This window comes from Lacinutrix sp. WUR7, from assembly GCF_016864015.1.
Lineage (GTDB): Bacteria > Bacteroidota > Bacteroidia > Flavobacteriales > Flavobacteriaceae > Oceanihabitans.
This window is the reverse complement of the sequence record NZ_CP045067.1, coordinates 1,814,050-1,838,861: the sequence shown is the minus strand read 5'-3', so window position 1 is coordinate 1,838,861 and position 24,812 is coordinate 1,814,050. Positions and strand designations below refer to the sequence as shown.

Annotated in this window: 19 protein-coding genes; 3 read left to right on the top strand and 16 right to left on the bottom strand. The window is 33.7% G+C overall.

Annotated elements, in window-relative coordinates; all coding sequences use genetic code 11:
* Positions 1 to 32 precede the first annotated feature (32 nt).
* Positions 33 to 2,450, bottom strand: a complete 2,418-nt coding sequence (locus FG167_RS08075; protein ID WP_203460899.1) for a sodium-translocating pyrophosphatase — start codon at positions 2,448 to 2,450, stop codon at positions 33 to 35.
* A gap of 261 nt (positions 2,451 to 2,711) precedes the next feature.
* Positions 2,712 to 3,239, bottom strand: a complete 528-nt coding sequence (locus tag FG167_RS08070) for an inorganic diphosphatase (RefSeq protein WP_203460898.1) — start codon at positions 3,237 to 3,239, stop codon at positions 2,712 to 2,714.
* A 171-nt stretch (positions 3,240 to 3,410) separates the two neighbouring features.
* On the opposite strand from FG167_RS08070, the gene FG167_RS08065 reads away from it, so the two are divergent.
* Positions 3,411 to 3,824, top strand: a complete 414-nt coding sequence (locus FG167_RS08065; protein ID WP_203460897.1) for a hypothetical protein — start codon at positions 3,411 to 3,413, stop codon at positions 3,822 to 3,824.
* Between the two features lie 10 nt (positions 3,825 to 3,834).
* Here FG167_RS08065 and FG167_RS08060 read toward each other — a convergent pair whose 3' ends face one another.
* From FG167_RS08060 to FG167_RS08005, 12 genes are all read right to left on the bottom strand, one after another.
* Positions 3,835 to 4,836, bottom strand: a complete 1,002-nt coding sequence (locus FG167_RS08060; protein WP_203460896.1) for an NAD(P)H-dependent glycerol-3-phosphate dehydrogenase — start codon at positions 4,834 to 4,836, stop codon at positions 3,835 to 3,837.
* A gap of 9 nt (positions 4,837 to 4,845) precedes the next feature.
* Positions 4,846 to 8,076 carry an HAD-IB family hydrolase gene (locus tag FG167_RS08055; RefSeq protein WP_203460895.1) on the bottom strand — a complete coding sequence of 1,077 codons (3,231 nt, stop codon included), beginning with the start codon at positions 8,074 to 8,076 and terminating at the stop codon, positions 4,846 to 4,848.
* Positions 8,077 to 8,082: 6 nt separating this feature from the next.
* Positions 8,083 to 9,264, bottom strand: a complete 1,182-nt coding sequence (locus FG167_RS08050) for an alpha/beta fold hydrolase (protein ID WP_203460894.1) — start codon at positions 9,262 to 9,264, stop codon at positions 8,083 to 8,085.
* Positions 9,265 to 9,274: 10 nt separating this feature from the next.
* Positions 9,275 to 10,204 carry an alpha/beta fold hydrolase gene (locus FG167_RS08045; RefSeq protein WP_203460893.1) on the bottom strand — a complete coding sequence of 310 codons (930 nt, stop codon included), beginning with the start codon at positions 10,202 to 10,204 and terminating at the stop codon, positions 9,275 to 9,277.
* Positions 10,205 to 10,207: 3 nt separating this feature from the next.
* The gene (locus FG167_RS08040) at positions 10,208 to 12,052 is read right to left on the bottom strand and encodes a wax ester/triacylglycerol synthase family O-acyltransferase (protein WP_203460892.1); all 1,845 of its coding nucleotides are present in this window, start codon (positions 12,050 to 12,052) and stop codon (positions 10,208 to 10,210) included.
* Positions 12,053 to 12,246: 194 nt separating this feature from the next.
* The gene (locus FG167_RS08035; protein ID WP_203460891.1) at positions 12,247 to 13,557 is read right to left on the bottom strand and encodes an AarF/ABC1/UbiB kinase family protein; all 1,311 of its coding nucleotides are present in this window, start codon (positions 13,555 to 13,557) and stop codon (positions 12,247 to 12,249) included.
* A 73-nt stretch (positions 13,558 to 13,630) separates the two neighbouring features.
* Complete coding sequence (locus FG167_RS08030) at positions 13,631 to 14,281, bottom strand: TetR family transcriptional regulator C-terminal domain-containing protein (RefSeq protein WP_203460890.1); 651 nt, start codon at positions 14,279 to 14,281, stop codon at positions 13,631 to 13,633.
* A 129-nt stretch (positions 14,282 to 14,410) separates the two neighbouring features.
* Positions 14,411 to 14,698: a hypothetical protein gene (locus tag FG167_RS08025; protein ID WP_203460889.1), complete on the bottom strand. Its 288-nt coding sequence runs from the start codon at positions 14,696 to 14,698 to the stop codon at positions 14,411 to 14,413.
* Between the two features lie 28 nt (positions 14,699 to 14,726).
* Positions 14,727 to 15,599, bottom strand: coding sequence for a hypothetical protein (locus FG167_RS08020; RefSeq protein WP_203460888.1), 873 nt, complete (start codon positions 15,597 to 15,599; stop codon positions 14,727 to 14,729).
* 106 nt (positions 15,600 to 15,705) lie between these two features.
* On the bottom strand, positions 15,706 to 15,969 hold the full coding sequence (locus FG167_RS08015; RefSeq protein WP_203460887.1) for a hypothetical protein: 264 nt from the start codon (positions 15,967 to 15,969) through the stop codon (positions 15,706 to 15,708).
* Positions 15,970 to 16,141: 172 nt separating this feature from the next.
* On the bottom strand, positions 16,142 to 16,942 hold the full coding sequence (locus FG167_RS08010) for a bacterial transcriptional activator domain-containing protein (RefSeq protein ID WP_203460886.1): 801 nt from the start codon (positions 16,940 to 16,942) through the stop codon (positions 16,142 to 16,144).
* 9 nt (positions 16,943 to 16,951) lie between these two features.
* Complete coding sequence (locus FG167_RS08005) at positions 16,952 to 17,518, bottom strand: hypothetical protein (protein ID WP_203460885.1); 567 nt, start codon at positions 17,516 to 17,518, stop codon at positions 16,952 to 16,954.
* Between the two features lie 161 nt (positions 17,519 to 17,679).
* Here FG167_RS08005 and glpK point away from each other — a divergent pair, with 161 nt between their 5' ends.
* On the top strand, positions 17,680 to 19,173 hold the full coding sequence (gene glpK / locus FG167_RS08000; protein ID WP_203460884.1) for a glycerol kinase GlpK: 1,494 nt from the start codon (positions 17,680 to 17,682) through the stop codon (positions 19,171 to 19,173).
* Between the two features lie 188 nt (positions 19,174 to 19,361).
* A complete protein-coding gene (locus FG167_RS07995) occupies positions 19,362 to 21,035 on the top strand; it encodes a glycerol-3-phosphate dehydrogenase/oxidase (protein WP_203460883.1) in 1,674 nt (557 codons plus the stop codon).
* A 5-nt stretch (positions 21,036 to 21,040) separates the two neighbouring features.
* Here the strand turns inward: FG167_RS07995 and FG167_RS07990 are convergent, their stop codons facing one another.
* Positions 21,041 to 23,548, bottom strand: coding sequence for a DUF5686 family protein (locus FG167_RS07990; RefSeq protein WP_203460882.1), 2,508 nt, complete (start codon positions 23,546 to 23,548; stop codon positions 21,041 to 21,043).
* A gap of 82 nt (positions 23,549 to 23,630) precedes the next feature.
* Positions 23,631 to 24,608, bottom strand: coding sequence for a pyruvate dehydrogenase complex E1 component subunit beta (locus FG167_RS07985; protein ID WP_203460881.1), 978 nt, complete (start codon positions 24,606 to 24,608; stop codon positions 23,631 to 23,633).
* Positions 24,609 to 24,812: the final 204 nt, after the last annotated feature.

The window sequence follows — 24,812 nt, the reverse complement described above, 5'->3', positions numbered from 1 at the left end:
GTGGTTTCATAAACAAAAATAATCGTAATTATTTATTCTAAAAATTTTATTTTAATATCGCCACCTAAAGCTTCTACTTGCTTGGTAACTTCCTCCATAGAACCTTCGAAAACCTGTGTTACCACTTCTTCAACTCCATTGGTAACCGTTACTATTTTCACTGTAGCTTTAGCGTTACCGTTTTCCATTCTTTCAATAGCAGCCTTTTTAAAAATCTCAATATTATCTGCGACTATTACTTCTTTATAAATTTCTGTTGTTTTAGCCATACCTTCTTCGGTATGTCCGCCTAAAATTGGAGCAATTACTAATCCAATTAAACAAGTCAGTTTAATTAAGATATTCATTGATGGTCCAGAAGTATCTTTAAAAGGATCACCAACCGTATCCCCAGTAACTGCAGCTTTATGCGCATCAGAACCTTTATAGGTCATTTCTCCATTGATCTCTACTCCAGCTTCAAAAGATTTCTTAGCATTATCCCAAGCACCTCCAGCGTTATTCTGAAAGATTGCCCAAAGTACACCTGAAACAGTAACCCCAGCCATATAACCACCTAACATTTCGGCAATAGCCAGATTATTCATTCCAAAAATCATAGGAACAAAAGCAATAACTAAAGGAAATCCGATAGTTAATAAACCAGGTAGCATCATTTCTTTTAACGATGCTTTTGTAGAAATAGCCACACATTTATCGTATTCTGGTTTCCCAGTACCTTCCATAATTCCAGGAATATCTCTAAACTGACGTCTCACTTCTTCTACCATTTCCATGGCAGCTTTACCTACTGCATTCATTGCTAACGCAGAAAATACTACAGGCACCATTCCACCAACAAATAACATAGCTAAAACTGGTGCTTTAAAAATGTTAATTCCGTCAATTCCTGTAAAGGTTACATAGGCAGCAAAAAGTGCTAAGGAAGTTAATGCAGCAGAAGCGATTGCGAAACCTTTTCCTGTTGCAGCTGTTGTGTTACCAACAGAGTCTAAAATATCCGTACGCTCTCTTACAATTGGTTCTTGTTCGCTCATTTCTGCAATCCCACCAGCATTATCGGATATTGGTCCGAAAGCATCAATAGCCAATTGCATAGCGGTTGTAGCCATCATTGCAGAAGCAGCCAAAGAAACTCCGTAAAACCCTGCAAATGCATACGATGCCCATATAGCAGCAGCAAATAATAAAACAGAAGGGAATGTAGAAATCATTCCAGTTGCTAAACCAGCAATAATATTGGTTCCTGCTCCTGTACTAGATTGTTGTACAATTTTTAAGATCGGTTTTTTACCTAATCCGGTATAATATTCGGTAACCGAAGAAATAACTGCTCCAACTACTAAACCTACTAAGGTTGCATAAAACACACGCATAGAAGAAATTTCTTGTAAGCCTTCACCAAAGAAATTCATTTGCATGGTTTCTGGTAACATCCAAGTTACTAATCCAAAACAAGCAGCAGCAACTAAAACAATAGAGGTCCAGTTTCCAACATTTAAAGCACTCATTACTTGTGCTTCTTTAGCGTCGTTACTTTTAATTTTAACCAGCATGGTACCAATAATAGAAATAATAATTCCTACACCAGCAATTGCCATTGGCAATAATATTGGTCCAATACCTCCAAAGGCATCTGCAATATTTCCACCCATATCTTTAATCACATAATTTCCTAATACCATTGCAGCCAATACGGTTGCCACATACGAACCAAATAAATCGGCTCCCATTCCTGCTACATCACCAACATTATCACCAACGTTATCTGCAATAGTTGCAGGATTTCTTGGATCATCTTCTGGAATCCCAGCTTCTACTTTACCAACTAAATCGGCTCCAACATCTGCAGCTTTAGTATAAATACCGCCACCAACACGAGCAAATAATGCAATAGATTCTGCTCCAAGAGAGAAACCAGCTAGCGTTTCAAGAACAATAGTCATGTCCATGGTGTTTGTCCAAACTCCTCCCATAAAATAATGAAAGAAAAATATAAAGAAAAAGGTTAAACCTAGTACTGCTAAACCAGCAACACCAAGTCCCATAACAGTACCACCACCAAAAGATATTTTTAATGCATTTGGTAAACTAGTACGCGCAGCTTGTGTAGTTCTTACGTTTGTTTTGGTTGCTATTTTCATCCCTATATTTCCTGCAAATGCAGAAAACACAGCACCACAAATAAAAGCGATAACAATTAACCAGTGTGTTGTTGGTACCACAAAAGATACAATGGCAAGTAACACACTTACAATAACAACAAAGATTGCGAGTAAACGATATTCGGCATTTAAGAAAGCAAGTGCTCCTTCGTAGATATGATCTGAAATCTCTTTCATTTTACCATCTCCGGCGTCTTGTTTCATTACCCAAGATTTTTTTACAACCATGTAAATTAATCCTAAAATTGCCAATACAATTGGCATATAAATCATCATTGATTCCATATTATTTTATAGTTTGATTAGTTTTTAACGATTGCTAAAGTAATAAAATCAATCAGAAGTAAAAAATATTTTAAAATGACAATTTTTTAACATAAAAATTATCATTTTACTATTTGATTTCCTAAAATACAACAAGCAAAACAATGGCTATTTATATATAAAGAGAGAAAAAGAACTACAACTAATTGCATTTCAGTATTTTAAAACAAAAAACCCTTCCATTTAAAATGAAAGGGTTTCCGTTTTGTACTCTAAAAGGTCTTATATAGTAAAGTTACCTTTTGCTTTATGTTCACTATCTTCATAGCGCTCTACACATTTATTTAAAATTTCATAAGCTTCTTTTGCATCTCCCCAACCACCTACGTCTACTTTTTTCTTTTCTAAATCTTTATATACTTGAAAGAAATGTGTTATTTCTTTTATTCTATGTGGATTTAAGTCATTAATATCATTGCAACTATTCCAGATAGGATCTGTAACTGGTACACATATTAATTTTTCATCTGGTCCTTTTTCATCCGCCATGTGAAATACTCCAATTGGCTTTACTTCCATTACACACATTGGAAAAGTTGGTTCAGTACCCATTACTAATACGTCTAATGGATCACCATCAAGCGCTAAAGTTTCTGGAATAAATCCATAATCTCCTGGGTACATCATGGAAGAAAATAACATTCTGTCGAAACGGATTTTATGTAAATCAAAATCATATTCGTATTTATTTCTACTTCCTTTTGGAATCTCTATTAAAACATCAAATGTTTCTTTTCCTTTTGGGCTCATGTATTATTTTATTTATTATTTCTGCGTAAGCAAAAAAATTATTGTTATTAAAGTCTAAAAAAATTGGAGTGCAAAAATACGGAAACATTTAGCTTCTAGCAACTAAAACACATTCCATTTAATTAAAAAACAGTATATTGTTATACGTTTGCTATTAATTTTCTTATTTAAATGTCTTTATTTAAAAATTATCTTCTATTTTTTTTGCTATTAATCCCATTTTCAAACTTTGCGCAAAGTTTAGAATGCTGCTCTTCTGATAAAGAAATTGAGGAAGCCATTACTGGGTATTGGAAAATTAAAAATGACGATTCTAAAAGCATTTATCATTATTGGTTTGAAAATGGAAGAGGAAATGTGGAAAATGTGGAAATATCGGAAACTATTGGAGAATACAAGCCTGTTGAAAAATCACATTCGCACATTTATATAAAAAAGGAAGCAGATACTCTGAAACTAGAATACATTTATAGATATGGCAATTGGACCTCTGTAATTAAAAAACTAGATAAAAGCAATCTGACATTAGAAACAAATGGAGAATCTACAGAATACCATAAAGTGAATTTAAAAAAAACACTATAAAAACAGTCTATTATCCTGGTTCTTTTTCTGAGCCGCTTTCAATTTTAAGCAAACCTTTAAAAGCATCATTAACAGTATTCCCTTCGTAAAGCACTTTGTAAACCTCTCTAGATATTGGCATATCGACCTTATAATCTTTAGCTAATTCCATAACTACTTTTGCCGTTTTTACACCTTCGGCAACTTCATCCATTTCTTCAATTATTTGATCTAAACTTTTCCCTTGTCCGATTTGAAATCCAACATGATGGTTTCTACTTTTAGAACTGGAACAGGTAGCTACTAAATCTCCCATTCCTGCTAGTCCAGCAAACGTGCGTCGTTTTCCTCCCATGGCAATTCCCAACCTAGTTAATTCAGATAAGCCTCTGGTGATTAACGCAGCTCTTGTATTATCCCCTGCATCTGCACCATCCCCCATTCCTGTGGCAATTGCCATAATATTTTTAAGAGCTCCACCAAGTTCGCAACCTATCACATCATTATTGGTATATACACGAAATAACCCTGTGCTAAATACTTGTTGTAATTCTTTAGCAATCGTTTTATCTACCATCGCAATTACTGCTGCCGCTGCTTGCCCAGCATGTATTTCTTTCGCTAAGTTAGGTCCTGTAAGAACTCCAGCTGGATGCCCAGGAAGTTCTTCTTCAATAATTTGCGTCATGCGCATTTTTGTGTCCAATTCTAAACCTTTAGCTAAACTCACAATAGGAACCCAAGGTCTAATAAAAGGTTTTGCAGCACGCAACACTTCTCTAAAATGCTGCGAAGGAATTCCCATGACAATCACATCTGCATTTTTAACCGTTTCTTCAATAGAAGTAGAAGCTTTTAAATTCTTATTTAATTTTGCTCCTGGTAAATACTTAGAATTGCTATGTTCTTCATTAATTTCTCGAATAGTCTTTTCATTTCTTGCCCATAAAATAGTATCATTATTTTTTGCAGTTAATGATGCTACTGTGGTTCCCCAAGAACCACCTCCTAAAATCCCTACGTTTAGTTTCATAACTTAAAATTAATTTTCTAATTCATTAATATACAAATCTCGAACTTCTTCAATATGCTTATTGATATTTTTTCGTTTCCAAAGGGAAGTATCAACAGGATCTAAAACAACCACTTCTATATGTGTTGGTTTAAACATACTCGTTCCTTTAGGCATGGCCATATATGCATTTTTAATCACGATTGGAATAATTGGTACTCCAGCTTGCATGGCTAAGTGAAACGCACCTTTTTTAAAGGTTCCTAAGGTTTTACTTCCACTCCTCGTTCCCTCTGGCGCGATAGCAACAGAAATACCATTCTTTAAAGCTTCTACAGCTGGTTGCATGGCTTCAATGGCTTTTTCTTTATTAGCACGATCTACATAAATAGCACCTAACGCTTTAAATATAGGACCGAAAGGCGTTCTTTCTAATTCCTTTTTAGCAATTCCTGTAAAATCATGACGAATCAATTTCATGACGATAAAGAAATCGGCAGCACTTTGATGATTAAAACAAAAAACTGCGGGACGTATTTCTTCTAAATTATGCTTTCCTTTTACTGCAATTTCTAATCCTGCCATTTTGGATCCTAAATCGCCAATACTAGAAAAGGTAGTATTTGCGGCTTCTTGCCTAGACATCGTCATTGCTCCTTTTACAATTCCTTTTAAAGCGGAAGGATAAATACTTGCCGCCGCTAATCCAGTTCTAAACCCATTAACCAAAGGTTTTCCTACTGGCTCTTCAAATCTTAAGATAGGCCAATTATTTTCGAATGCTATTTGTGATAAGCGTTGATCAGGATTGGTAGCAACTGGTTTTCCTACAATTTTTAATAATGGATAATCATCAAAGCTATCGGTATAAAAATAACTTTTAGATAAATCGGTATTGTTCTTTTTCGCAAATTTTCTTGCCGCTCTTGCTTTACCTTCTCCCCAACACATTTCGGAAACACGACCAGTAAACTTACCGTTGCGTAATTCCATTTCGGTGGCATAAATATCTTTAATCCCTAAGGCTTTCGCTATGGGTTCTATTTGATAGGTAGTAGCAGCAGATATAATAACGACTTTATGACCTTTCTCTAAATGTTTCTCTATTAACTCCCGCGATTCTGGGTAAATAGTTTCTTCTAGATAATCGGTAAAAACTTGTTCTCCTAATTCTGTAAATGCAGATTCTGCAATCCCTTTTACACCAAGTGCAGCGATTTTGGTAAGCACTTCAAAATCTCTATTTCCTAAAGCAAATACTGCTGCTGTAGCAAACTGTGTGAGATATTCTTTTGCCGTTGTTTTTCCACTAAACAAACGTGTTGTCATGAATTTTTTTGCAGAAAAATCATTGATTAGCGTTCTATCCATATCAAAAAACGCTGTAATATGCGCTCCTTCTTCGATTTCCTCTTCTTGATGTACTTCATCACTACCAGAATCTGGAACTATAATTTGTTCTTGTGGTTCTTCTTTTAATCCTCTTTCATCTTGTACATTTTCTATTTGCTTTAAGTAAAATAATCTTTCAGATAAATCTTCTAACTGATTTTTCCAGCTTTCTAAAGCATCATAATCTATGGTTCTATCTACCGGAATTAAATTTGCATTCTTAGCAAAACGAAGTGCATTAATTAAAAAGGGTTTAGAAACACTATCTAAGCGTGTTATTTTAGATTGCCAATGCAATTCTTTTCCTTTAAACATAGACAATTCGATGAATTCTTTATCTGTAAATTCATCATCTGTATCCCAACTATTCAAGGTATGACAAACCACTTTATCGGCTTCTAAATACGATAAAAGAATTGCTCTAGAAACGAATAAATCTTGCTTTTTTAATAACGCAGAAATATCTCCTTTTGGATTTGCTAAAATGGCTCTCCAGTTTTTATCGAATCGGAATAATTCGGTTTCAATTTCACTGCTAAATTTCGGCTTATTGGTGTAGAAAAATTCAAACTTAAATAAATTACGAAGCTCCATAATTTCTTCCCAGAAGTTCGTGATTCGATTCGCAGATGTATCGTCTTTTATTTTCACCAAAGCCATTTCAATAAAAGCTTGGTGGTATAAATGGCCCGAAGCCATATTTGCATAATACGTCGCTGGTAAATACTCAGTAGCAACCAAACTATATTGTGCCTTTTGTCCTGCCCTACTTTTTTGAATTATTCTAGCTGCCTTTAATAAATTTAGTGCGGTTTGAATGGTAACTCCAATCTTTTTACCACGATCTATAAGTACATCTTCTTTTTTCTGACCAATGTATCCCATCAATCTATTCACCTTGAATTCGATTTCTTTTTTGGTTAAAGCGAAATCATTTAGCAATACATGGCAAATTAAGGAAACTGTAGTTACTGGTGTAATCGCGTTGGTTTTGTGAATCAACTCAAAAGCAAAACGTGGTAGTGTATTTTTATCGGCATAACTATCTTCTTCCATGTCTGGAATGATGGCTTGCTGGTCTTCTTCCATTTCTACAGGGTCTCCAAATCGGATTGCTGCACGACCATAATCATTTCCTAATTTCTTAATATAACTGACAGTCTCTTTTATGTTTTCCGACTTTTTTTCTTGCCCTTTTCCTTCCTCTGTCATTTGTTTGACATCTGGAATGAGATCATAAACAATAGAAACGGGAACATATTTAATATTTCTTGTACTCTGTGCTTCCCCTTCCTTTATATATTTTAAGATTCCCATTTTTGGGTAAATAATTTTTCCGGTTCTAGATCGTGTTCCTTCAATATTCCAAGTTAAATGATCCCCTTTATCTATAATGGAAGCGATATAATGACGTAAAGCTGCTTTATAAATTAAGTCGTCTTTAAAACTGCGACGAATAAAAATGAGTCCTGCATTGTTTCCTAATTGTTTCATTCCTGGAAATGCCAAATTACTTCCACCGAAAGAATATGGAATTGGCATACCATAACGTGCCAATGTTGAAATTAGCACCAAAGTATCGAGATAGGTTTTGTGTGTCATAATGAATGCTACAGAGTTTTTCTGCATCAATTTCATCAGCTTTTTTATCCCTTTTGGATCTACATCAATTTTATCATTATACGCTCTAGAAAGAATATAATCAAAGCTTTTTACGGACATTAATTTTGCAATAGGATGCTGTTGTGCATACAACTCCTTAATACAGTTTGCGCCTTGCTTTTTTACATCTTCAAGATCTAACTTTAGCTCTATAGCAATTTGCTTTAAAGCGTCTTGAAATTTATGATGGGCAATAATATGATCCATATCTTATTATTTTATTACTGGTACAATTGGCTTTTTGGTTTTGAACGTTTTTATAGCTTTTTTCCAGAAATTAGGATATAAATAACGTTCAATATTAGAGCCAACATCTCTTATTTTTTTGCCTTGTATATTCGCGCTAAGCATATTGGCTGTGACGAGTAAAACACTTGCATTGGCGCCCATTCCGGTATGACTACCAAAGACTTCAATATTTTTAATATTCTTTCTATATGTCGCTGCTTCCATACAATGTTTCCAAGGCACTAGACCATCGGTTTTTGTATAAATACAGGTTACTGGAACTATTGGTATTGGTTCTAATTCGGCTAAAAATCTTTCGTTACGTTCCTTTAAAGACTTTCCTCTAAAAAATTCTAGCAAACCGTAAAGCGGTGTTTTCATATCCATAACGCCCCAAATGGGAGAGCCAATAGTTAAAATTTGTTCCACTTGATTCGGGTGTCTATTTGCCATGATTTTGGCAAAAATACCACCGCCACTCCAACCAACAATACTTACTTTTTCTTGGTGTTCCTGATAAATATCTGCTAGTTTTTCTTCTAACCTAGGAATATAATGGGATTTCACCATATTAAATCCTAATTCCCATTTGTAGGTTGTAAACCCCAGAGATTTTAAATATTTCCTTACAAAGGAAGTTGAAAAGTCATCCCCTAAATATGGCGGAATTAATAATACAGGCTTGCCTTTTCCTTTAATACGTTTTGGGATAAAAGGATATAAGCAATAAATGGATGACCATTCGATTAACGACCTACTTTCCATCATCATATTAAATAATGGCGGCAATGGGATTTTTTTATTGATTGCCTTTATTTTTTTCTGAAATCTATCTAGAATGGAATTGGTGTATTTGTATTCGTTTTGATCGTGCCCTTCGGAAATAGAAACGCCTATATTTTTTAATATTTTTATTAGCGTTATATAATCTCTATTTGGACCTAACTCATCACAAACCAAAATAGTTTTTTCTAATAATTGTTCAATAATTTCGTGTTCATCTTTTTTAATGGCACTAATGAGCACTTTGATTTCTTTTTGAAAAAGATGCTCCTTGAATTGTAGATTCGTAAGCTTTTTCGCTTCTTTTAGACTCAAGCCATTTAGCGTTCCCAAAGCAACAGCTAAGCGTGTGAAAATCTTATATATAATTTGGGTTTCTTCCATTTTTTTATTCTTACATACGTGCATTTAGCCAAGCAATAACTTCTTGCTTCACTGCCTCGGCATTCGTTTCTTTTAACATTTCGTGTCTTCCTCCTTCATATAAATTAAAGGTAAAATCATGTATTCCACTTTTCTCAAATTGTTTGGCAACGCGCTTTACGCCTTTCCCCATTTCACCAACGGGATCTTTATCGCCAGAAAACATCAAAATTGGTAAATCTTTTGGTGTTGCTTTAAAGGCTTCCGATTTATTGATTGTTTTCGAGTTTTTAATAATATCTAAAAACACACCCAATGAAAAATCTTCTATTCGATAAGGATCTTTAGCAAAAACATCGACTTGTTTTTCATCGCGACTTAGCCAATCAAACTTGGTTCTATTGGGTTTGAACTTTTTATTGAATTCGCCAAAAAAGACCGATTTTAAAAATTCATTTCCTCTTGCTCTTCCGCGAAAAGCGGTTACTGTAGACGCTGCCACGAGTCCGACATTCCCTAACCCCTTCATAAAACTTGCGGTTCCAGATAAGATTAAAGCATCTAATTCTTCACCATATTTAGTTACGTACATTCTACTAAAAAGGGATCCCATACTGTGTCCAAATAATATAAATTTAGCTTTTGGGTTTTCGGCTTTCATTAGATTGGACAACACGTGCATATCTTCTATACAATCGTCAAAATACGCGTCACCATCATAAAAGCCAAACAAGCGTTTCATCTCGGCGGTTTTACCGTGAGCACGATGATCATTAGCATAAATCGAATAGCCTTCGTCTTGTAAAAGATGTGCCATATCATCATATCTACCAGCATGTTCTCCTAATCCGTGTGCAATTTGTACAAGACCTTTAAAAGGCACTTTGGGGTTTGCTTCCCATTTATAATAACAAATGGATTCGCCATCTGTCGATTTCAATATATGTGTATTATAATGCATTAATTATCGTTCTAGAAATGCTATAAGTAACTTTATAAATTTTGTTTTACTTGCTGCTGTTCCTGTTATTTTAATTCGCCCTTGAATTTTTAATTCCTCTAAAAGCAACTTGCCTTTATACAAAGCAAATAGGTTTTCATCTTCAATTTCTATTAAAACTTTAGGGTCTAAATTTTTCTTTTTCTTAATAACGGCTACTGTTTTTGTAAAATCTAGTTCCCAGCTATCTGTCCTATCTCCTAAATCTAATTGCATGTGATATAAACCCTTTGCCGATTTCACTTCTTTAGGATTTTCTTTTACATATTTTTTTAAAGCCGTAAAAAACGGGCCACTTTTACTTTTAACTTGTTGTACTGTTTTACTAGCTGATTTATCTTTTCCTAGATTTTTAATTTGTTCTTCCAACTCGTTAGCAGATTCTCTAATATATCTAGAAAACACATCCGCATCTGGCATTGTTTTAGAATCTGATGTGGTAGTAATACTTACTTGACCATTATAACTAAATGCAGCAATAATTAGTCCAAAACCATCTAAAACAGGCGTTAAACCAAAAATAGAAACTACTTTATGTCCGTTTAAATACAATAAACCTCTTGGTCCTGGAACATTAGTAATGGTAACATTAAAAGGAGGCCTATGTAAATCTTTAATATTGTATTTACTATATAGTCCAGCAGCTAAATTTGCTAAACCAAAAGGAACCACATCTGCCATTTTAGCCAACGTTTTTGCTCCCATAGTATTGTGCCTTGACTTCCCTAACATGGTTTGTTCTTGAATATATTCTAGACGTTCTAAAGGATCTTCAATATGTGTTGCTAATTGAATCATCATATTAGCAATTTGATTATTCATAGTATGGTCGCTATTTTCTGTACGAATAGAAATTGGCACATTGGCGACCAATGGGTGTAATGGTAATTTTTCTTTTTCTACTAAATATCGACGAAGCGCTCCTGCACAAATAGCAAGAATAACATCGTTAATACTTCCACCCATTGTTTTACGAAGCGCATTGATACGCTCGAAAGATAAAATGGCTGTTCCCCAAGTTCTTTTGGCAGAAATAGTACCATTAAAAATGGTGATTGGAACTGGAAACTTTGTGGAACTAAATTCTCTTTGAATACTTAGTTTCTTGGCGGCTTTACTTTTAATAAAACTGTAAGCCGTTTCTGCAACTGTTCTTGGAATTCTAAACGGATTTTTTAAAAACCCATACCCACTTTTTAACAGTAAACTAAGTTCGTCTGGTAATGGCTCTGGATTAAAAGGCTTTGGTTTAGAACGTTTTTTTTGCTTGCCATCTGCATCACTATCATACAAAACACCCATAATACCAACTCCAGAACTACCATCAATCATTACGTGATGTACTTTTGTAACTATAGCAACAGAGCCTTTAGGCACTTGCGCAATTTCATCTATTCCTTCAATAAAATGCACCGACCATAATGGTCTACGTAAATCTAAAGGTGCAGAAAACAAAGTGGATGTCAAATCTCTTAACGTTTTCCAATTCGATGGATCTGGTAATTTAATACGATTTAAATGCAAGTCGATATCAAAATTTGGATCGTCTACCCAATACGGATAATCTAAATCCATAGGAACACTTAATAAGCGCTGTCTAAACTTTGGTACTAAATGTAATTTAGACGCGACAATCTCTTTAAAATCTTCAAACTTTAAAGAACCTTCCACAATATTCAAGGTTGCAATATGCATCGGACTTGTTGGTGATTCGGCATATAGAAATGCTGCATCAGAACCTGAAATTTGGTGGATTGAAGTATCGAATGCATCTTGCACAATATCCTTCAAATCAATTTTTTTTGCCATTATAAATTACTTGTATTAATGCTATTCTTTTAAGAAACTTGCTAATTCTATAAATTTAATGTGAAAATTTAATGATTTTATCAAAATAAACCACAAAATAAATGGTCTTTTTTACAATATACGATATTTACACAAAATACTATGCGTGCATAATATTTCAAATGCCTTAAAATTATTCGCACTACCGTTTCCAACTATATATTTTGATAGTTATTGATCTTAATGTTTGTCGCTTTTAAATCAAACATTAAATTAAACAATCCGAAAAACGTTCTATTCAAATAAATAAAATGCTTAGAACCTCTATTGGCGTTCATTTTATTAGATCTCGTACTTTTAAAATAACGTTCCCCAATAGCTGCTATTTTCTCAAAAAATGCAGGATCTGAAAAATCAAAAGTTTCTTCTCTAAAAGGCTGTGTAAAAAAGCTTAGTACATCATGAAACATATTGGTAAAGAATACTATTTCTTCTTCGGAATCGTCTTTTCTTAAAATCTCCAATTTCAATAATTGCTTATGAAACCGTTTAGAATCATCCAGTATTTCTTTATTAAATAATTCGAAATAAGGAATGTAAAAATCTTCCGGAATGATTTTCATACAACCAAAATCGATGGCAATTAATTTTCCTTTTTCGGAAACTAAAAAATTACCAGGATGCGGATCGGCATGTACTTTTTTAAGTATATGCATTTGATATAAATAGAAATCCCATAAAGCTTGTCCTAGTTGACTTGCAAGCTCAGCGTTGGTATTTATTTTAGCAAATTCGGAAAGATGCATTCCTTCCATCCAATCCATTGTAATGATTTGTTGTGAAGAGAAACCTTCATAATATCTAGGGAATTCTAAATTTGGAATATGCGCACACGCAGCAACGACTTCTTTGCTTTGTGCTATCTCTAATAAATAGTTTGTTTCTTCTAATAGCTTCCCTTCTACTTCTTTAAAATACACATCGGAATGTTCTCCTTTTATATTAAACATCTTCATAGCAATTGGCTTCACCATTGCTAAGTCGGACAAAATACTATCTGCAACTCCAGGATACTGAATTTTCACAGCCAAGGTTTTCCCATCTTTTTCTGCTTTATGTACTTGTCCGATACTCGCTGCATTTATTGCTTCTGGATTAAAAGCATCAAAAATTTCACTTGGGAATTTACCAAAAGACTTTTTAAAGGTTTTCAAAACTAAAGGAGCAGATAATGGAGGTACTGAAAATTGCGACAACGAGAATTTCTCCACATAGGCTCGCGGTAAAATATTTTTCTCCATGCTTAGCATTTGCGCTAATTTTAAAGCAGAACCTTTTAGGTCTTTTAAACTATCATAAATATCTGTGGCGTTAGATTCATCTAAACGTTCTTTGGCTTCTTCTTCGGAATGCACCATTTTATCGCCATAATATTTCAGATAATTTACGCCAACTTTCGCTCCCGTTTGCACCAATTTGGATGCGCGTTGAATTTTAGAAATCGGTATGTTTTTAAGTGTTTTCATACTCCTGCCCGTGAAAACGGGTATCTTTTTTTAATTTATAGACCTACACCGTTTTAAAAACCCCGCAGGTCTACTATTTCACTTTCTCTTTATATAAAAACTTCGCCAAATCAATTATATTATTCAAAGACTTGGTATTTAACAATTCGAAACTCGTGTTTAGTGATTTCTCAATAAAAATATCTGTTTTTTCAAAAGCTTCCGAAGTATCATCGAGCCAAAATTTCATGGTAAACAAGAACTGAATCCAGAAAGATTCTTTAATGGTTTTCTTTTGAATATTTTCGATAGTATCTACATTCAGACTAATTGTTTCTAAATCTAAATCTTCTACAAATGCCTTAAATCCACGTTTTAATCTGGAAAAGGTAGAAAATGCTTTCAGCTGATTTTCGAAACCTTTCAGATTGATTTTTATAAATTCTTGATTGAGCGACAGGTTTTCAAAAAAGGTATAATACAAACTTAGCATCTTGTCTTTTTTAGTAAACGAAATATACTCTGGCGTTTGCTTTAAAATAGCCACTGAATTTTCAAAAAGCAGTAAATAAATATCCTTTTCTACATCTTTAAAAGAGGTGAAATGGGTGTAAAAAACTTCTTCATCTAAAGCATGTATTTCAGTAAAACTGGTTACCGATTCTGGCTTACTATGGTGTTCTACCACATAATCCATGTACATGGTAAGTATATCTGAAGCTGCAACTTTCTTTTTCTTGGCCATTAATCAATTGTTTGCTATAAAAGTACGAAACGTTTTGACCAAAACGAAGATCTATAAAACAAAAAAAAGGTTGCCTCTACAGACAACCTTTTCAACTAACCAACTTAATAATAAACAAAAAATTTAATACTATGCCATAAGCTTAGTAAATCTTTTTTTGCTAAGTTTTACGTGTTTTTTCATACCTGTTAAAGCAGTAAAAACTAAATCTTGATTTGTTGCAGCTATTTTCAAACTGTCTTTTATTGCTTTGTTAGCAACCGTTTGCCATTGCTCTGCAACAACTATCGTTTCACTAACAACATCTTCTGTGGTATGTAGCGCATAATCGTTAGCCGATTCTGCAACTTTTCTTGTTTTATTTAATGCTTTAAAAACCATGTTTTTTGGAGCATCTAATATTGATTTTGTAAGCATATCAAATTACTTTTTATAAGTTATGGTATTATTTTGTTGCTTCTGTTTTAACTTCAGCAACTTTTGCAGCTACTTCTGTTTTAACCTCAGCTACTTTTGCTGTCGTTTCTTTTTTCACTGCTGTTGCTTTTTTAGCTACAGTAGCTTTTGCTTTAGGAGCAGCTTTTGTTACCGCTTTCTTAGTTGTAGTTGTTTTTTTAGCTACTGGTTTTTTAACTACCGCTTTTTTAGGTGCTGCTTTTGCTACTACCTTAGTTGCTTTAGTAACTTTTGCCGTTGCTTTTTTAGCAACCGTTTTTTTAGCTACTGCTTTTTTAGCTACTGTTGTTTTAGCTTTAACCACTTTCTTCGTTACTTTCGCTTTAGGTGTTTCTTTCGCTTCTTCAATAATAGCTTCTCCTTTGTCAAGAATTTTTGAAGCTTGTTCTAGAACATCTCCCTTAAGTTCTTTAAACTTAGCCATTCCCATGCTTTTAATGTCTTCGGAAACTTTTTCTGCTTTTTGAACCATTGGGTTTTCAGAAACTTTCTCTGTAATATCTTCAACAATATCCAATACTTTTTTAGCTACTGGATTGCGCATTGCCATATCTTTAGCTTTCTCAACCATAGTTGCATCGTAACCAACTAAATCTTTCATTTTATCCGATCCTGTTACAAACTGTCCTTTTACAGCTTCCGCAGTATCAAAAATCATATTGATTTGTTGCTCTCTTATTTTTTCTGACTTCTTCATTAACTTAGAAGCTAATTTTTGCCATTTCTCACCATTATCTACAACCGTATTAATTGTAGCTATAGATGCGTTCACTAATTCTGTATTAATTTTCTTTACAACGTTAGTATCGTTCTTTACTTTACTTGTTGCTTTTTTTGCTACTTTTTTAGTTTTAGTTGCCATAATATATTGTTGTTATTGTGTTGTTATATTTAATTCTGGTACAAACATACAATCAGCGAGTTACAAATGAGTTGCACTTGTGTATGCGTTCCTTTTATTTTTGAAATTATTTAGATTTTGCGATAAACTTTACCGCTTTTCCTTTTACTGTTTCTAAAGTATTAAAAACCATATCTTGGTTTTTAGCAGATGCTTTTAAACCTTTCTTTAGTAGTTTTGCAGAAAGACCTAATCCTTTTTCAGTACATGCAATAGATTTTGTGAATACTTTTTCTGTAGTGTTTAAAGCGAAATCATTTGCTTTCGTAGTTAATCCTAATACTTTATTTGTAGTACTGTTGATTAATGTTGCTTTTGTTTTAGTAGCCATAATATATTGTTTAAATGTGTTATATCTTATTTTATGGTACAAACGTACAATCAGGTAGTTACAACTGAGTTGCAAAAACGATGCTTAGCGATTTTTTATAAGAAGGAAGAATAAAAACTTGAGTAAAAACAAGGGTTTACAGCGGATAATTATTTTTTAAAATATTTTACAATTAAATATTTTCAATTTCTTTTAGAAGATTTTTTGTGGTTGGAAGTGGTTCAATACCATATTCCTTTTCTAGCACATCGGCACATTTTTGATAGGCTTTGATGGCTTGTGGTCTATTTCCTTTTTTAATGTACGCTTGCATTTGAAGTCGGTATGCATCTTCCCAAGTATTATCTATTGCAATTGCACATTGTGCTAAACGAATACTTTCTAACGGGTTTTCATTTAATAAAATTTCAGCAAGTATTACATAAGCGCCTAAAATTAGGATTTGAATTTTCTCGCGTTCTTCGGAAGACCAATCTTCAAAAACCCGATTAGGCAAATATACACCTCGATATAAGGCAATAGCTTCTTTATAGGCTTCTTTAGCAATTCCTTGATCTTCGCCAAAAGCTTCGTTACCTATAATAATATATTGTTCTAAAGCTTCGACATCAATCCAAACTTTTTCTAAATCTAATTGATAACTAATTCCTTGTCGAATCACAAAACTAGGTTCGGTTCTAGAAGGTCTTTCGGGTTCTAAAACTTTATTAACTCCGTGTAATGCGACTTTAAAATCCCTGTCGTCTCCATCTTCCCAAAGATGATCCATGATTTTTTCTTTATGAAGGGCATGCCGTTGTCTATTAGAAATTAAATACTGTAGTAATTGCACGGTTTTATCTCTTCCCCATTTCTTAGAATCTACTTTCTCATTATGTATCCATAGATGAAACTGTCCCAAAGTCTGAATACGAATAATCGCATCCTTTTGAAACTGTTTTAATTCTATTAATCTATCTGGAAGTGGATTCATGTATAAGGCTTACTTCTTTTTAGTAGCTCGTGTAGTTTTAGCTGTTTTCGTAGTTTTAGTAGTTTTGGTTGCTTTAGTTGGAGTGCTAATAGCATCTACTTTAGCATTTAATTTTTTAATCTCATCTGCTAAACTGCTAATAGAATCTTTTATAGTATTAAAATCAGATCGAGAAGCATTTCGCCATTGATCGATATGTACTTTATCCATTAAGTCTTCGCCTAAATAACTAATTTGATCTTGTATGTTTGCGACTTGCTTTCTAGGATCTTTGATGGTTTCTAGGATTACTTTCGGACCTTCCTTAGAAATGGTTTTCCAAAGCGAAAAACTCTTTTTCAATAGAGAATCCTGCACTTCTGGAGTTTCATGTTTTGTAGCTTCCAAAGTTAAATCGGCTAATTTGGACTGTATAAAAGCTACAGCTTCTTTAAAATCTGAAAAACTCTTATCCTCACCACCTTGTACATGCGATACTTTTCCGCGCCATTGTACTTTTGATTCCCCATCTTCTTCAAAAATAATTTGGTTAAACCGAACCATAAAGGATGCTGTTTGGTCTGCTTTTTTAGCCATAATCTTAAAATTTTATCCGTTACAAATTACAATTCTTTTTTGAGAAATGAATTGCTCCGGAAACGGAATACCATATTTAACTTACAAAATAATTCTTATGCACGCATAGTATATTAAAATAATTTCGGTACTTTATGTTTTAATTTCTGAAAAAGTTGTTCATGCAAAAAAAATACGTAATCGCTTTTGATCAAGGTACAACCAGTACCAGGACCATTATTTTTGATGAAAAAGGTACTATTGTAGGTATTTCGCAAAAAGAACTCACACAACATTATCCAGAATCTGGCTGGGTAGAACACGACCCTATCGAAATATACAACGACCAAAAAGAAACTTTTGAAACCGTTTTAAAAGACACCGGAATTCTTCCAGAAGAAATTGCAGCTATAGGAATTACCAACCAAAGAGAAACTACTGTGGTTTGGGATAAAGAAACGGGAGAACCTATCTACAATGCCATTGTTTGGCTAGACAACAGAACCAAAGACATTTGTAAGACTTTAAAAAAAGATGGCTTAGGAACTTATGTTCGAGAGCATACAGGATTAGTTATTGACGCTTACTTTTCGGGAACCAAATTAAAATGGATTTTAGATAACGTACCTGAAGCGCGTATAAAAGCCGGAGCGGGACAACTACTTTTTGGAACTATAGATAGTTGGTTGATTTATAAATTTACCAACGGAAAGCAGCACATTACCGATCATACCAATGCATCCCGAACCATGCTGTATAATATTAAAGATTTAAAGTGGGATGCTACGTTGTTGGCTGCTTTAGATATTCCAAAATCGATGTTACCAGAAGTAAAAACCTCATCCTCTAATTTTGGTGCTGTAACACATAACGGAATATCTATTCCTATTTATGGTGTTGCTGGCGACCAACAGGCAGCTTTGTTCGGACAAGGAGGTTCGGAAGCAGGAATTGCAAAAAACACTTATGGTACGGGTTGCTTCCTATTGCTTAATAACGGAAAAGATTATGTAGCTTCTAAAAACGGACTCATCACCACACTAACTTGCAGCTTACCCAACGAACCTGTCAACTACGCATTAGAAGGCAGTATTTTTATTGGTGGTGCATCTATACAATGGTTACGCGATAAGTTGTTATTCATTAAAGAGGCAAAAGAAACCGAGGCTATTTGTAAAAGTATTCCGCCATTAAAAGATGTATATGTGGTTCCCGCTTTTGCCGGATTAGGAGCACCTTATTGGGATGCGAATGCCAAAGGCGCTATCTACGGAATTACGCTAGATATTGGAAAAAACGAAATCATTAAAGCAACCATTGAAGCCTTAGCCTATCAAACCAAAGATGTTATAAAAGCAATGGAAGAAGATAGCGGAAAAACACTAACTTCCTTAAAAGTCGATGGTGGTGCAAGTGCAAATAATTACCTGATGCAATTTCAATCAGACATGCTTGATGTTATTGTTGAAAGACCAAAAATGCTTGAAATTACCGCTCTTGGAGCTGCCATGTTAGCAGGATTAAAAGCTGGAATATGGACAAGAAAAGACATGGAATCCATTCGAGAAATAGATCAAGTTTTCACTCCAAAAATGGATAACAAAACGAGAACACAAAAATACGCAGGCTGGTTGTCGGCTATTAAAAGAACCAAAACCTTTAATGACGAGGAGTAAATATTGCATTATAAAAACACAAACAATTAATTTATTTCCTGCAAGGTCTCCTTTTGTACCTTGTAGGTATTATACCTAAACAAACAATACCTACAAGGTTTTCAAAACCTTGCAGGACAACCAATGACAACGAATTTTCCATTGGTATTAAATATAAATTTGGTTTTAAAGGAACCTAGCAAACATATATGAAAGCAAAACCATTTTCTATTCTACATAGAGCCGAAGATCTTAAAACCGTAAGCACCCAAAAATTTGACCTTGTTATTATTGGCGGTGGTGTTACAGGAGCAGGAATTGCTTTAGATGCTGCATCACGAGGACTGAAAACTTGTTTGATTGAAAAAAATGATTTTGCCTCTGGAACGAGTAATAAATCCACAAAACTAATTCATGGCGGTTTGCGTTATTTAAAGCAATTGGAAATTGGTCTAGTGAGAGAATCTGGTCGAGAACGTGCTATTGTACATAAGCTAGCGCCACATTTAGTGATTCCAGAAAAGATGCTTTTACCGCTTGTTGAAGATGGTACTTATGGTAAAATGATGACGTCTATCGGATTAAAAGTATATGATTTTTTAGCCGATGTGGAAGGGGATGATCGTAGGAGAATGCTAGATAAAGCCGAAACTTTAAAAAAAGAACCATTGCTTGATGCCGAGACGATTCTTGGTAGTGGTTATTATTCGGAATACAGAACAGATGATGCGCGACTTACCATTGAGTTACTAAAAAAGGCTTCCGAATTTGGAGCAACCATTCTTAATTATTGTGAGATGGATACTTTTGTTTACAATACCAAAAAGGAAATAAAGAGTATTCAATGTATCGATCATAATTCGGGAGAAACCTTTACCATTAGATCTCGGAATTTCGTTTCCGCTACTGGTCCGTGGGTAGATAAGTTAAGAGAAAAAGATGCTTCCAAAAACAATAAACATTTACATCTAACAAAAGGGGTACATATTGTTTTTCCTATTGAAAAATTCCCATTACAACAATCGGTTTATTTTGATGTCGCAGACGGACGTATGATATTCGCAATCCCGAGAGGACGAGCAACCTATGTTGGCACTACAGATACCGATTATTTTGGAAACTTAGATCGCGTAGTTACTACAAAAGCAGATATTCATTATTTGCTAGATGCTGTAAATGATGCATTTCCGGATATCCATTTAAAGGAAGAAGATATTGAATCGAATTGGGCTGGGTTACGACCATTAATACATGAAGAAGAAAAAGATCCTTCCGAATTATCTAGAAAAGATGAAATATTTGTTTCTAAAAGTGGCCTAATTTCTATTGCTGGTGGAAAATTAACAGGCTACAGAAAAATGGCACAACGGGTTATGGATGCGGTTTTAAAAACGATGACTGACAAGCAAGAATCTAAATTAAAAGATTCATATACCGAAAAAATTACGCTTACCACAGATGCTATGACTTCGTCTAAAGAAGTAAAAAAATATCAAAAAGAATTGCAATTAAAGCTTCAAGAAGTCGGAATAGAAAACGATTATTTTGCTTGGTATTTAACTTCCCATTATGGTAAACAAGCGAATGATATACTAGAAAAAATGCAATCCTTTACCGATGAAAATCCGGAATCTAAACTCATTAGAGCCGAGTTATGGTATGGTATACATTATGAAATGATTAATAGCCTTGCTGATTTCTTTATACGACGAACCGGTAGACTGTATTTTAATATTTCTAGCGTTGCAAAATATGAAACGTTAATTACGAAAGACTGCACACAATACTTAAACTGGGATGCTGCTCGAATTACTAAAGAAAAAGAAACATTAAGCATTCTGGTAAAAGATGCTACTCACTTTTATGATGCAGAATTGGTATAAGCTTCCTAAAAATTAAACCCGAAACTACCTGTAATACCAAATTTTCTGGCATCTGGATAATTGGTTTCGTCCAAATAATTTCCTCTAAAATTAAAATCGATTCTAAAGACTTTAAAGATATTATCTATACCAAAACTGTATTCGTAGTACGCTTTATTCGTTGGTGCTTTATAGACTAAACCAGATGCGTTAAGTGCTCTGTTCTCTTTGGATATTTCACCAACAACAGCTCTAAACCCAACTATTTCTCTCCAGTTTAACTTACGTAGAAAAGGAATTCGCGAAAAGAAACGACCATTAAAATTATGTTGTATATGCATAGATGCATACGTATCTGTTACAAACTCGTAATAATCTAGGTTAGAAAAGGTGTTATATATAGAGAAATAACTCTGATTTCCAGGAACGACACTTAATAGTCCTAACGGAACTTCTCCAAATGTTTTTCCTACCTCTAGTGTAGTATATAACCTTCCTAAACCACCAACCGACCAAGGTTGCAAGTAGGATAATTGTACTTTAGTATAATCAAAATCACTTTTAAACATGTTTTGATTACCATTGGTTACTTGCGCAAAAATTCTTGCAAAACCATCGTTTGCTTCTCTACGTTCTACACCATAACCTGTCATTTTTCTTTTTGGAAAATACGAAACAGATAAAGCACTTTCAAATTGCTTGATTTCCGATTCTGTGGTTGTATGTGTTTGGTCTGTATAATAATCTAAACTAAACGTTTTAGATGCCGACTCTAAAGTTCTGTAGTTTCCGCTTAGTCTAAAAACCACATTTCTAACCGGTTCCATTTCAACGGCAAGACTGGTAAGATTAATAGATGTCAATTTATCATTTGTTCCGGTTCCTATAACAGATGACGACGCTAAACTACGTCCTAAAACATCTGTAGATGTAGTTAAACTTGCTCCTATTTGCTCTACATCTCTTCGGTTTCCTCCAGATATAATGAACCTATTTTTTTTGTCTAGAAGTACTTTTCCTGAGATTCCGTATTTAAACTTATCGTCTTTAAAACCATAAGCACCAAAACCTTCAATACGCCAAAGATCATTTTGTCCAAAATAGGTTCTTCCTCCAGCTCTTAAACGCAATCCTTCTACATCATTAAAACCAAATGTGGAAAAAATTGGACCATAATCTAAATTCAAACTTGGCATTTCTATATATCCGGATGCAAGAATACTTCCTACATTATAAAGACGCTTAAACTTTTTAACGGTTTTTAAAGTGTCTAGCATTTTGTAAACCCCTTTTTCGTCTTTACTTAAAGCTTCCATTCGGTTATCTTCCCAAAAGTCGTCTTCTCTATTATAAATATCCTTATCGTAATTATACACTTCCTGACTGTAGAATTTTTCATCTTTTGGAATATCAAAAGCATAATTATCATACAAAGTAGTACGCTTACCGTAAACACCACGAGCTTCTTCCTTTTTATTAAAAGAAAAATCAGACATAAAATAATCTCTTTTTAATAACAATAAAGAGTCATTAAGGACTTCAAATTCCTGCTCTATATAAATCTCTTTTACCCAGTTTATATTGGCACTTTTAGAAGCTTGCATGTTAATTTCCTTAATGGCATAAGTAGTATCTGCAACCCAAAAATCACCTTTAAATGTAAGTTCGTTTTTACGTCTAGGATAATATATAATATTGTAACACCATTTATTATCGCGATAAGTACTATCTGATAAAACGTAATTGTAAGTATTTATTCCCGTTCTAGAAATCGGACTAACAAAACTCTTATCGAAAAACTTTAGGTAGTTATCATAAATATCAAACTCGGAATACAGATCATTTACAAAATCAATTATGACTTGATTATCACTAAAACCAGAGTTTTTATTACCTAATAAATCTTGTTTTTCTTTATTAATAAGGTTGTCTCCATAAATTTTAGAAACCGCTTCATTAATAAATATAGGTAAGTATGTTTTTCCTGTAACACGAGAAGTATCTACCTTGTCAAATACAAACTCCATACCTTTAAACAGCTTACTTTTAATAAGGGAACTATCAATGGTATTTAGATCGAATTCAACTTTTTCGTATTTATCGTATTCGTATTGTTTGAATTGTTTTAAGCCATTTTGACGTTTGTGTTCCCAAACTTTTTTAAGAATAGCAATTGCAGGATTTTCAGATTCTTTTTTGGATTGCTTTCCGGTAACAATTACTACTTCATCTAACGATCCTTCTTCTTCTTTTAGAATAAATTTAAGATCGTAATTAACTCGTTTTTCCAGAGGAACATTTAAAGTAGCAAAACCAATAAAGGAAACAAAAACAGTATCCCAATTGGCATCAGATTCTAAATAAAAAGTTCCATTTTCATCTGTTATTGTACCTTCGGAAGAACCTTTAAAGATAACATTAGCAAAGGCTACTGGCTCATTAAATTCATCGTATACTTTACCGCTAACTTTGGTTTGTGCTACAACGGAAACGATTCCGAAAAAAAACAATAAGAGAATTAATTTAAACTTCATTTAGTCCATCTGATTTCATTATACAAAAAAACTTCATCAACAATGTTGCCAATGAAGTTTATATAACGAAAGAAATTAGTTTTTATTTATACATTACTTTTTTCACCGCTTTAACAACATCGTCACTATTTGGCAACCATTCTGCTAATAAAACTGGTGAGTAAGGTGCAGGTGTATCTGCAGTATTTATTTTTACAATTGGTGCATCTAAATAATCGAAAGCTTGCGCTTGCACTTGGTATGTAATTTCTGTAGAAACATTTCCAAATGGCCAAGCTTCTTCTAAAATAACCAATCTATTTGTTTTTTTAACCGACGTTAAAATAGTATTGATATCTAAAGGTCTTACGGTACGTAAATCAATAACTTCACAAGAAATACCTTCTTCAGCTAATTGGTCTGCTGCTTTGTAAGCATCTTTAATAATTTTACCAAAAGATACTATAGTTACATCTGTTCCTTCTCTTTTCACTTCTGCAACTCCAATAGGAATTACATATTCTCCTTCTGGCACTTCTCCTTTATCCCCATACATTTGTTCACTTTCCATAAAAATTACTGGATCGTCATCACGTATAGCCGCTTTTAATAAACCTTTTGCATCATAAGGATTAGAAGGTACAATTACTTTTAAACCTGGAGTGTTTGCAAACCAGCTTTCAAAAGCTTGCGAGTGTGTTGCTCCTAATTGTCCTGCAGATCCAGTTGGACCACGAAAAACAATAGGACATTTAAATTGTCCGCCAGACATTTGTCTAATCTTAGCTGCATTATTTATAATTTGGTCAATACCAACTAAAGCGAAGTTAAAAGTCATAAACTCTACAATTGGTCTATTTCCTGTCATGGTAGAACCAACAGCAATACCAGAAAATCCAAGTTCTGCAATTGGTGTGTCTATAACACGTTTTGCACCAAACTCGTCTAACATACCTTTACTTGCTTTATATGCTCCGTTGTATTCTGCTACTTCTTCTCCCATTAAGTAAATGCTTTCATCTCTGCGCATTTCTTCACTCATGGCTTCACAAACTGCTTCTCTAAATTGTATAGTCTTCATCTATTATAAATATTAATGGGAACAAAAATAGCAATAAAAGAAAAACTATCTTAGAAAGATTTGTTTAAAATTTACTATGCATGCATAGTAAATAATCAAAATATTATAATTAACTTCGTAGCCTAGAAAATAAAGCTTAGAATTTTAACAACTAAAATGTTTTACGATATCGTTATAGTTCTAGCCTTTACAAAAAATAAAATT

What these genes read in the sequence shown, in the direction of transcription:
- FG167_RS08065 (WP_203460897.1), top strand. Translation starts at nt 3,411, where the DNA reads ATGTCTTTATTTAAAAATTATCTTCTATTTTTTTTGCTATTAATCCCA.
- FG167_RS08005 (WP_203460885.1), bottom strand. Translation starts at nt 17,518, where the DNA reads ATGGCTAAAAAAGCAGACCAAACAGCATCCTTTATGGTTCGGTTTAAC.
- FG167_RS08045 (WP_203460893.1), bottom strand. Translation starts at nt 10,204, where the DNA reads ATGCATTATAATACACATATATTGAAATCGACAGATGGCGAATCCATT.
- FG167_RS07985 (WP_203460881.1), bottom strand. Translation starts at nt 24,608, where the DNA reads ATGAAGACTATACAATTTAGAGAAGCAGTTTGTGAAGCCATGAGTGAA.
- FG167_RS08070 (WP_203460898.1), bottom strand. Translation starts at nt 3,239, where the DNA reads ATGAGCCCAAAAGGAAAAGAAACATTTGATGTTTTAATAGAGATTCCA.
- FG167_RS08055 (WP_203460895.1), bottom strand. Translation starts at nt 8,076, where the DNA reads ATGGATCATATTATTGCCCATCATAAATTTCAAGACGCTTTAAAGCAA.
- FG167_RS08015 (WP_203460887.1), bottom strand. Translation starts at nt 15,969, where the DNA reads ATGGCTACTAAAACAAAAGCAACATTAATCAACAGTACTACAAATAAA.
- FG167_RS08025 (WP_203460889.1), bottom strand. Translation starts at nt 14,698, where the DNA reads ATGCTTACAAAATCAATATTAGATGCTCCAAAAAACATGGTTTTTAAA.
- FG167_RS07995 (WP_203460883.1), top strand. Translation starts at nt 19,362, where the DNA reads ATGAAAGCAAAACCATTTTCTATTCTACATAGAGCCGAAGATCTTAAA.
- FG167_RS08040 (WP_203460892.1), bottom strand. Translation starts at nt 12,052, where the DNA reads ATGGCAAAAAAAATTGATTTGAAGGATATTGTGCAAGATGCATTCGAT.
- glpK (WP_203460884.1), top strand. Translation starts at nt 17,680, where the DNA reads ATGCAAAAAAAATACGTAATCGCTTTTGATCAAGGTACAACCAGTACC.
- FG167_RS07990 (WP_203460882.1), bottom strand. Translation starts at nt 23,548, where the DNA reads ATGAAGTTTAAATTAATTCTCTTATTGTTTTTTTTCGGAATCGTTTCC.
- FG167_RS08030 (WP_203460890.1), bottom strand. Translation starts at nt 14,281, where the DNA reads ATGGCCAAGAAAAAGAAAGTTGCAGCTTCAGATATACTTACCATGTAC.
- FG167_RS08060 (WP_203460896.1), bottom strand. Translation starts at nt 4,836, where the DNA reads ATGAAACTAAACGTAGGGATTTTAGGAGGTGGTTCTTGGGGAACCACA.
- FG167_RS08050 (WP_203460894.1), bottom strand. Translation starts at nt 9,264, where the DNA reads ATGGAAGAAACCCAAATTATATATAAGATTTTCACACGCTTAGCTGTT.
- FG167_RS08075 (WP_203460899.1), bottom strand. Translation starts at nt 2,450, where the DNA reads ATGGAATCAATGATGATTTATATGCCAATTGTATTGGCAATTTTAGGA.
- FG167_RS08035 (WP_203460891.1), bottom strand. Translation starts at nt 13,557, where the DNA reads ATGAAAACACTTAAAAACATACCGATTTCTAAAATTCAACGCGCATCC.
- FG167_RS08010 (WP_203460886.1), bottom strand. Translation starts at nt 16,942, where the DNA reads ATGAATCCACTTCCAGATAGATTAATAGAATTAAAACAGTTTCAAAAG.
- FG167_RS08020 (WP_203460888.1), bottom strand. Translation starts at nt 15,599, where the DNA reads ATGGCAACTAAAACTAAAAAAGTAGCAAAAAAAGCAACAAGTAAAGTA.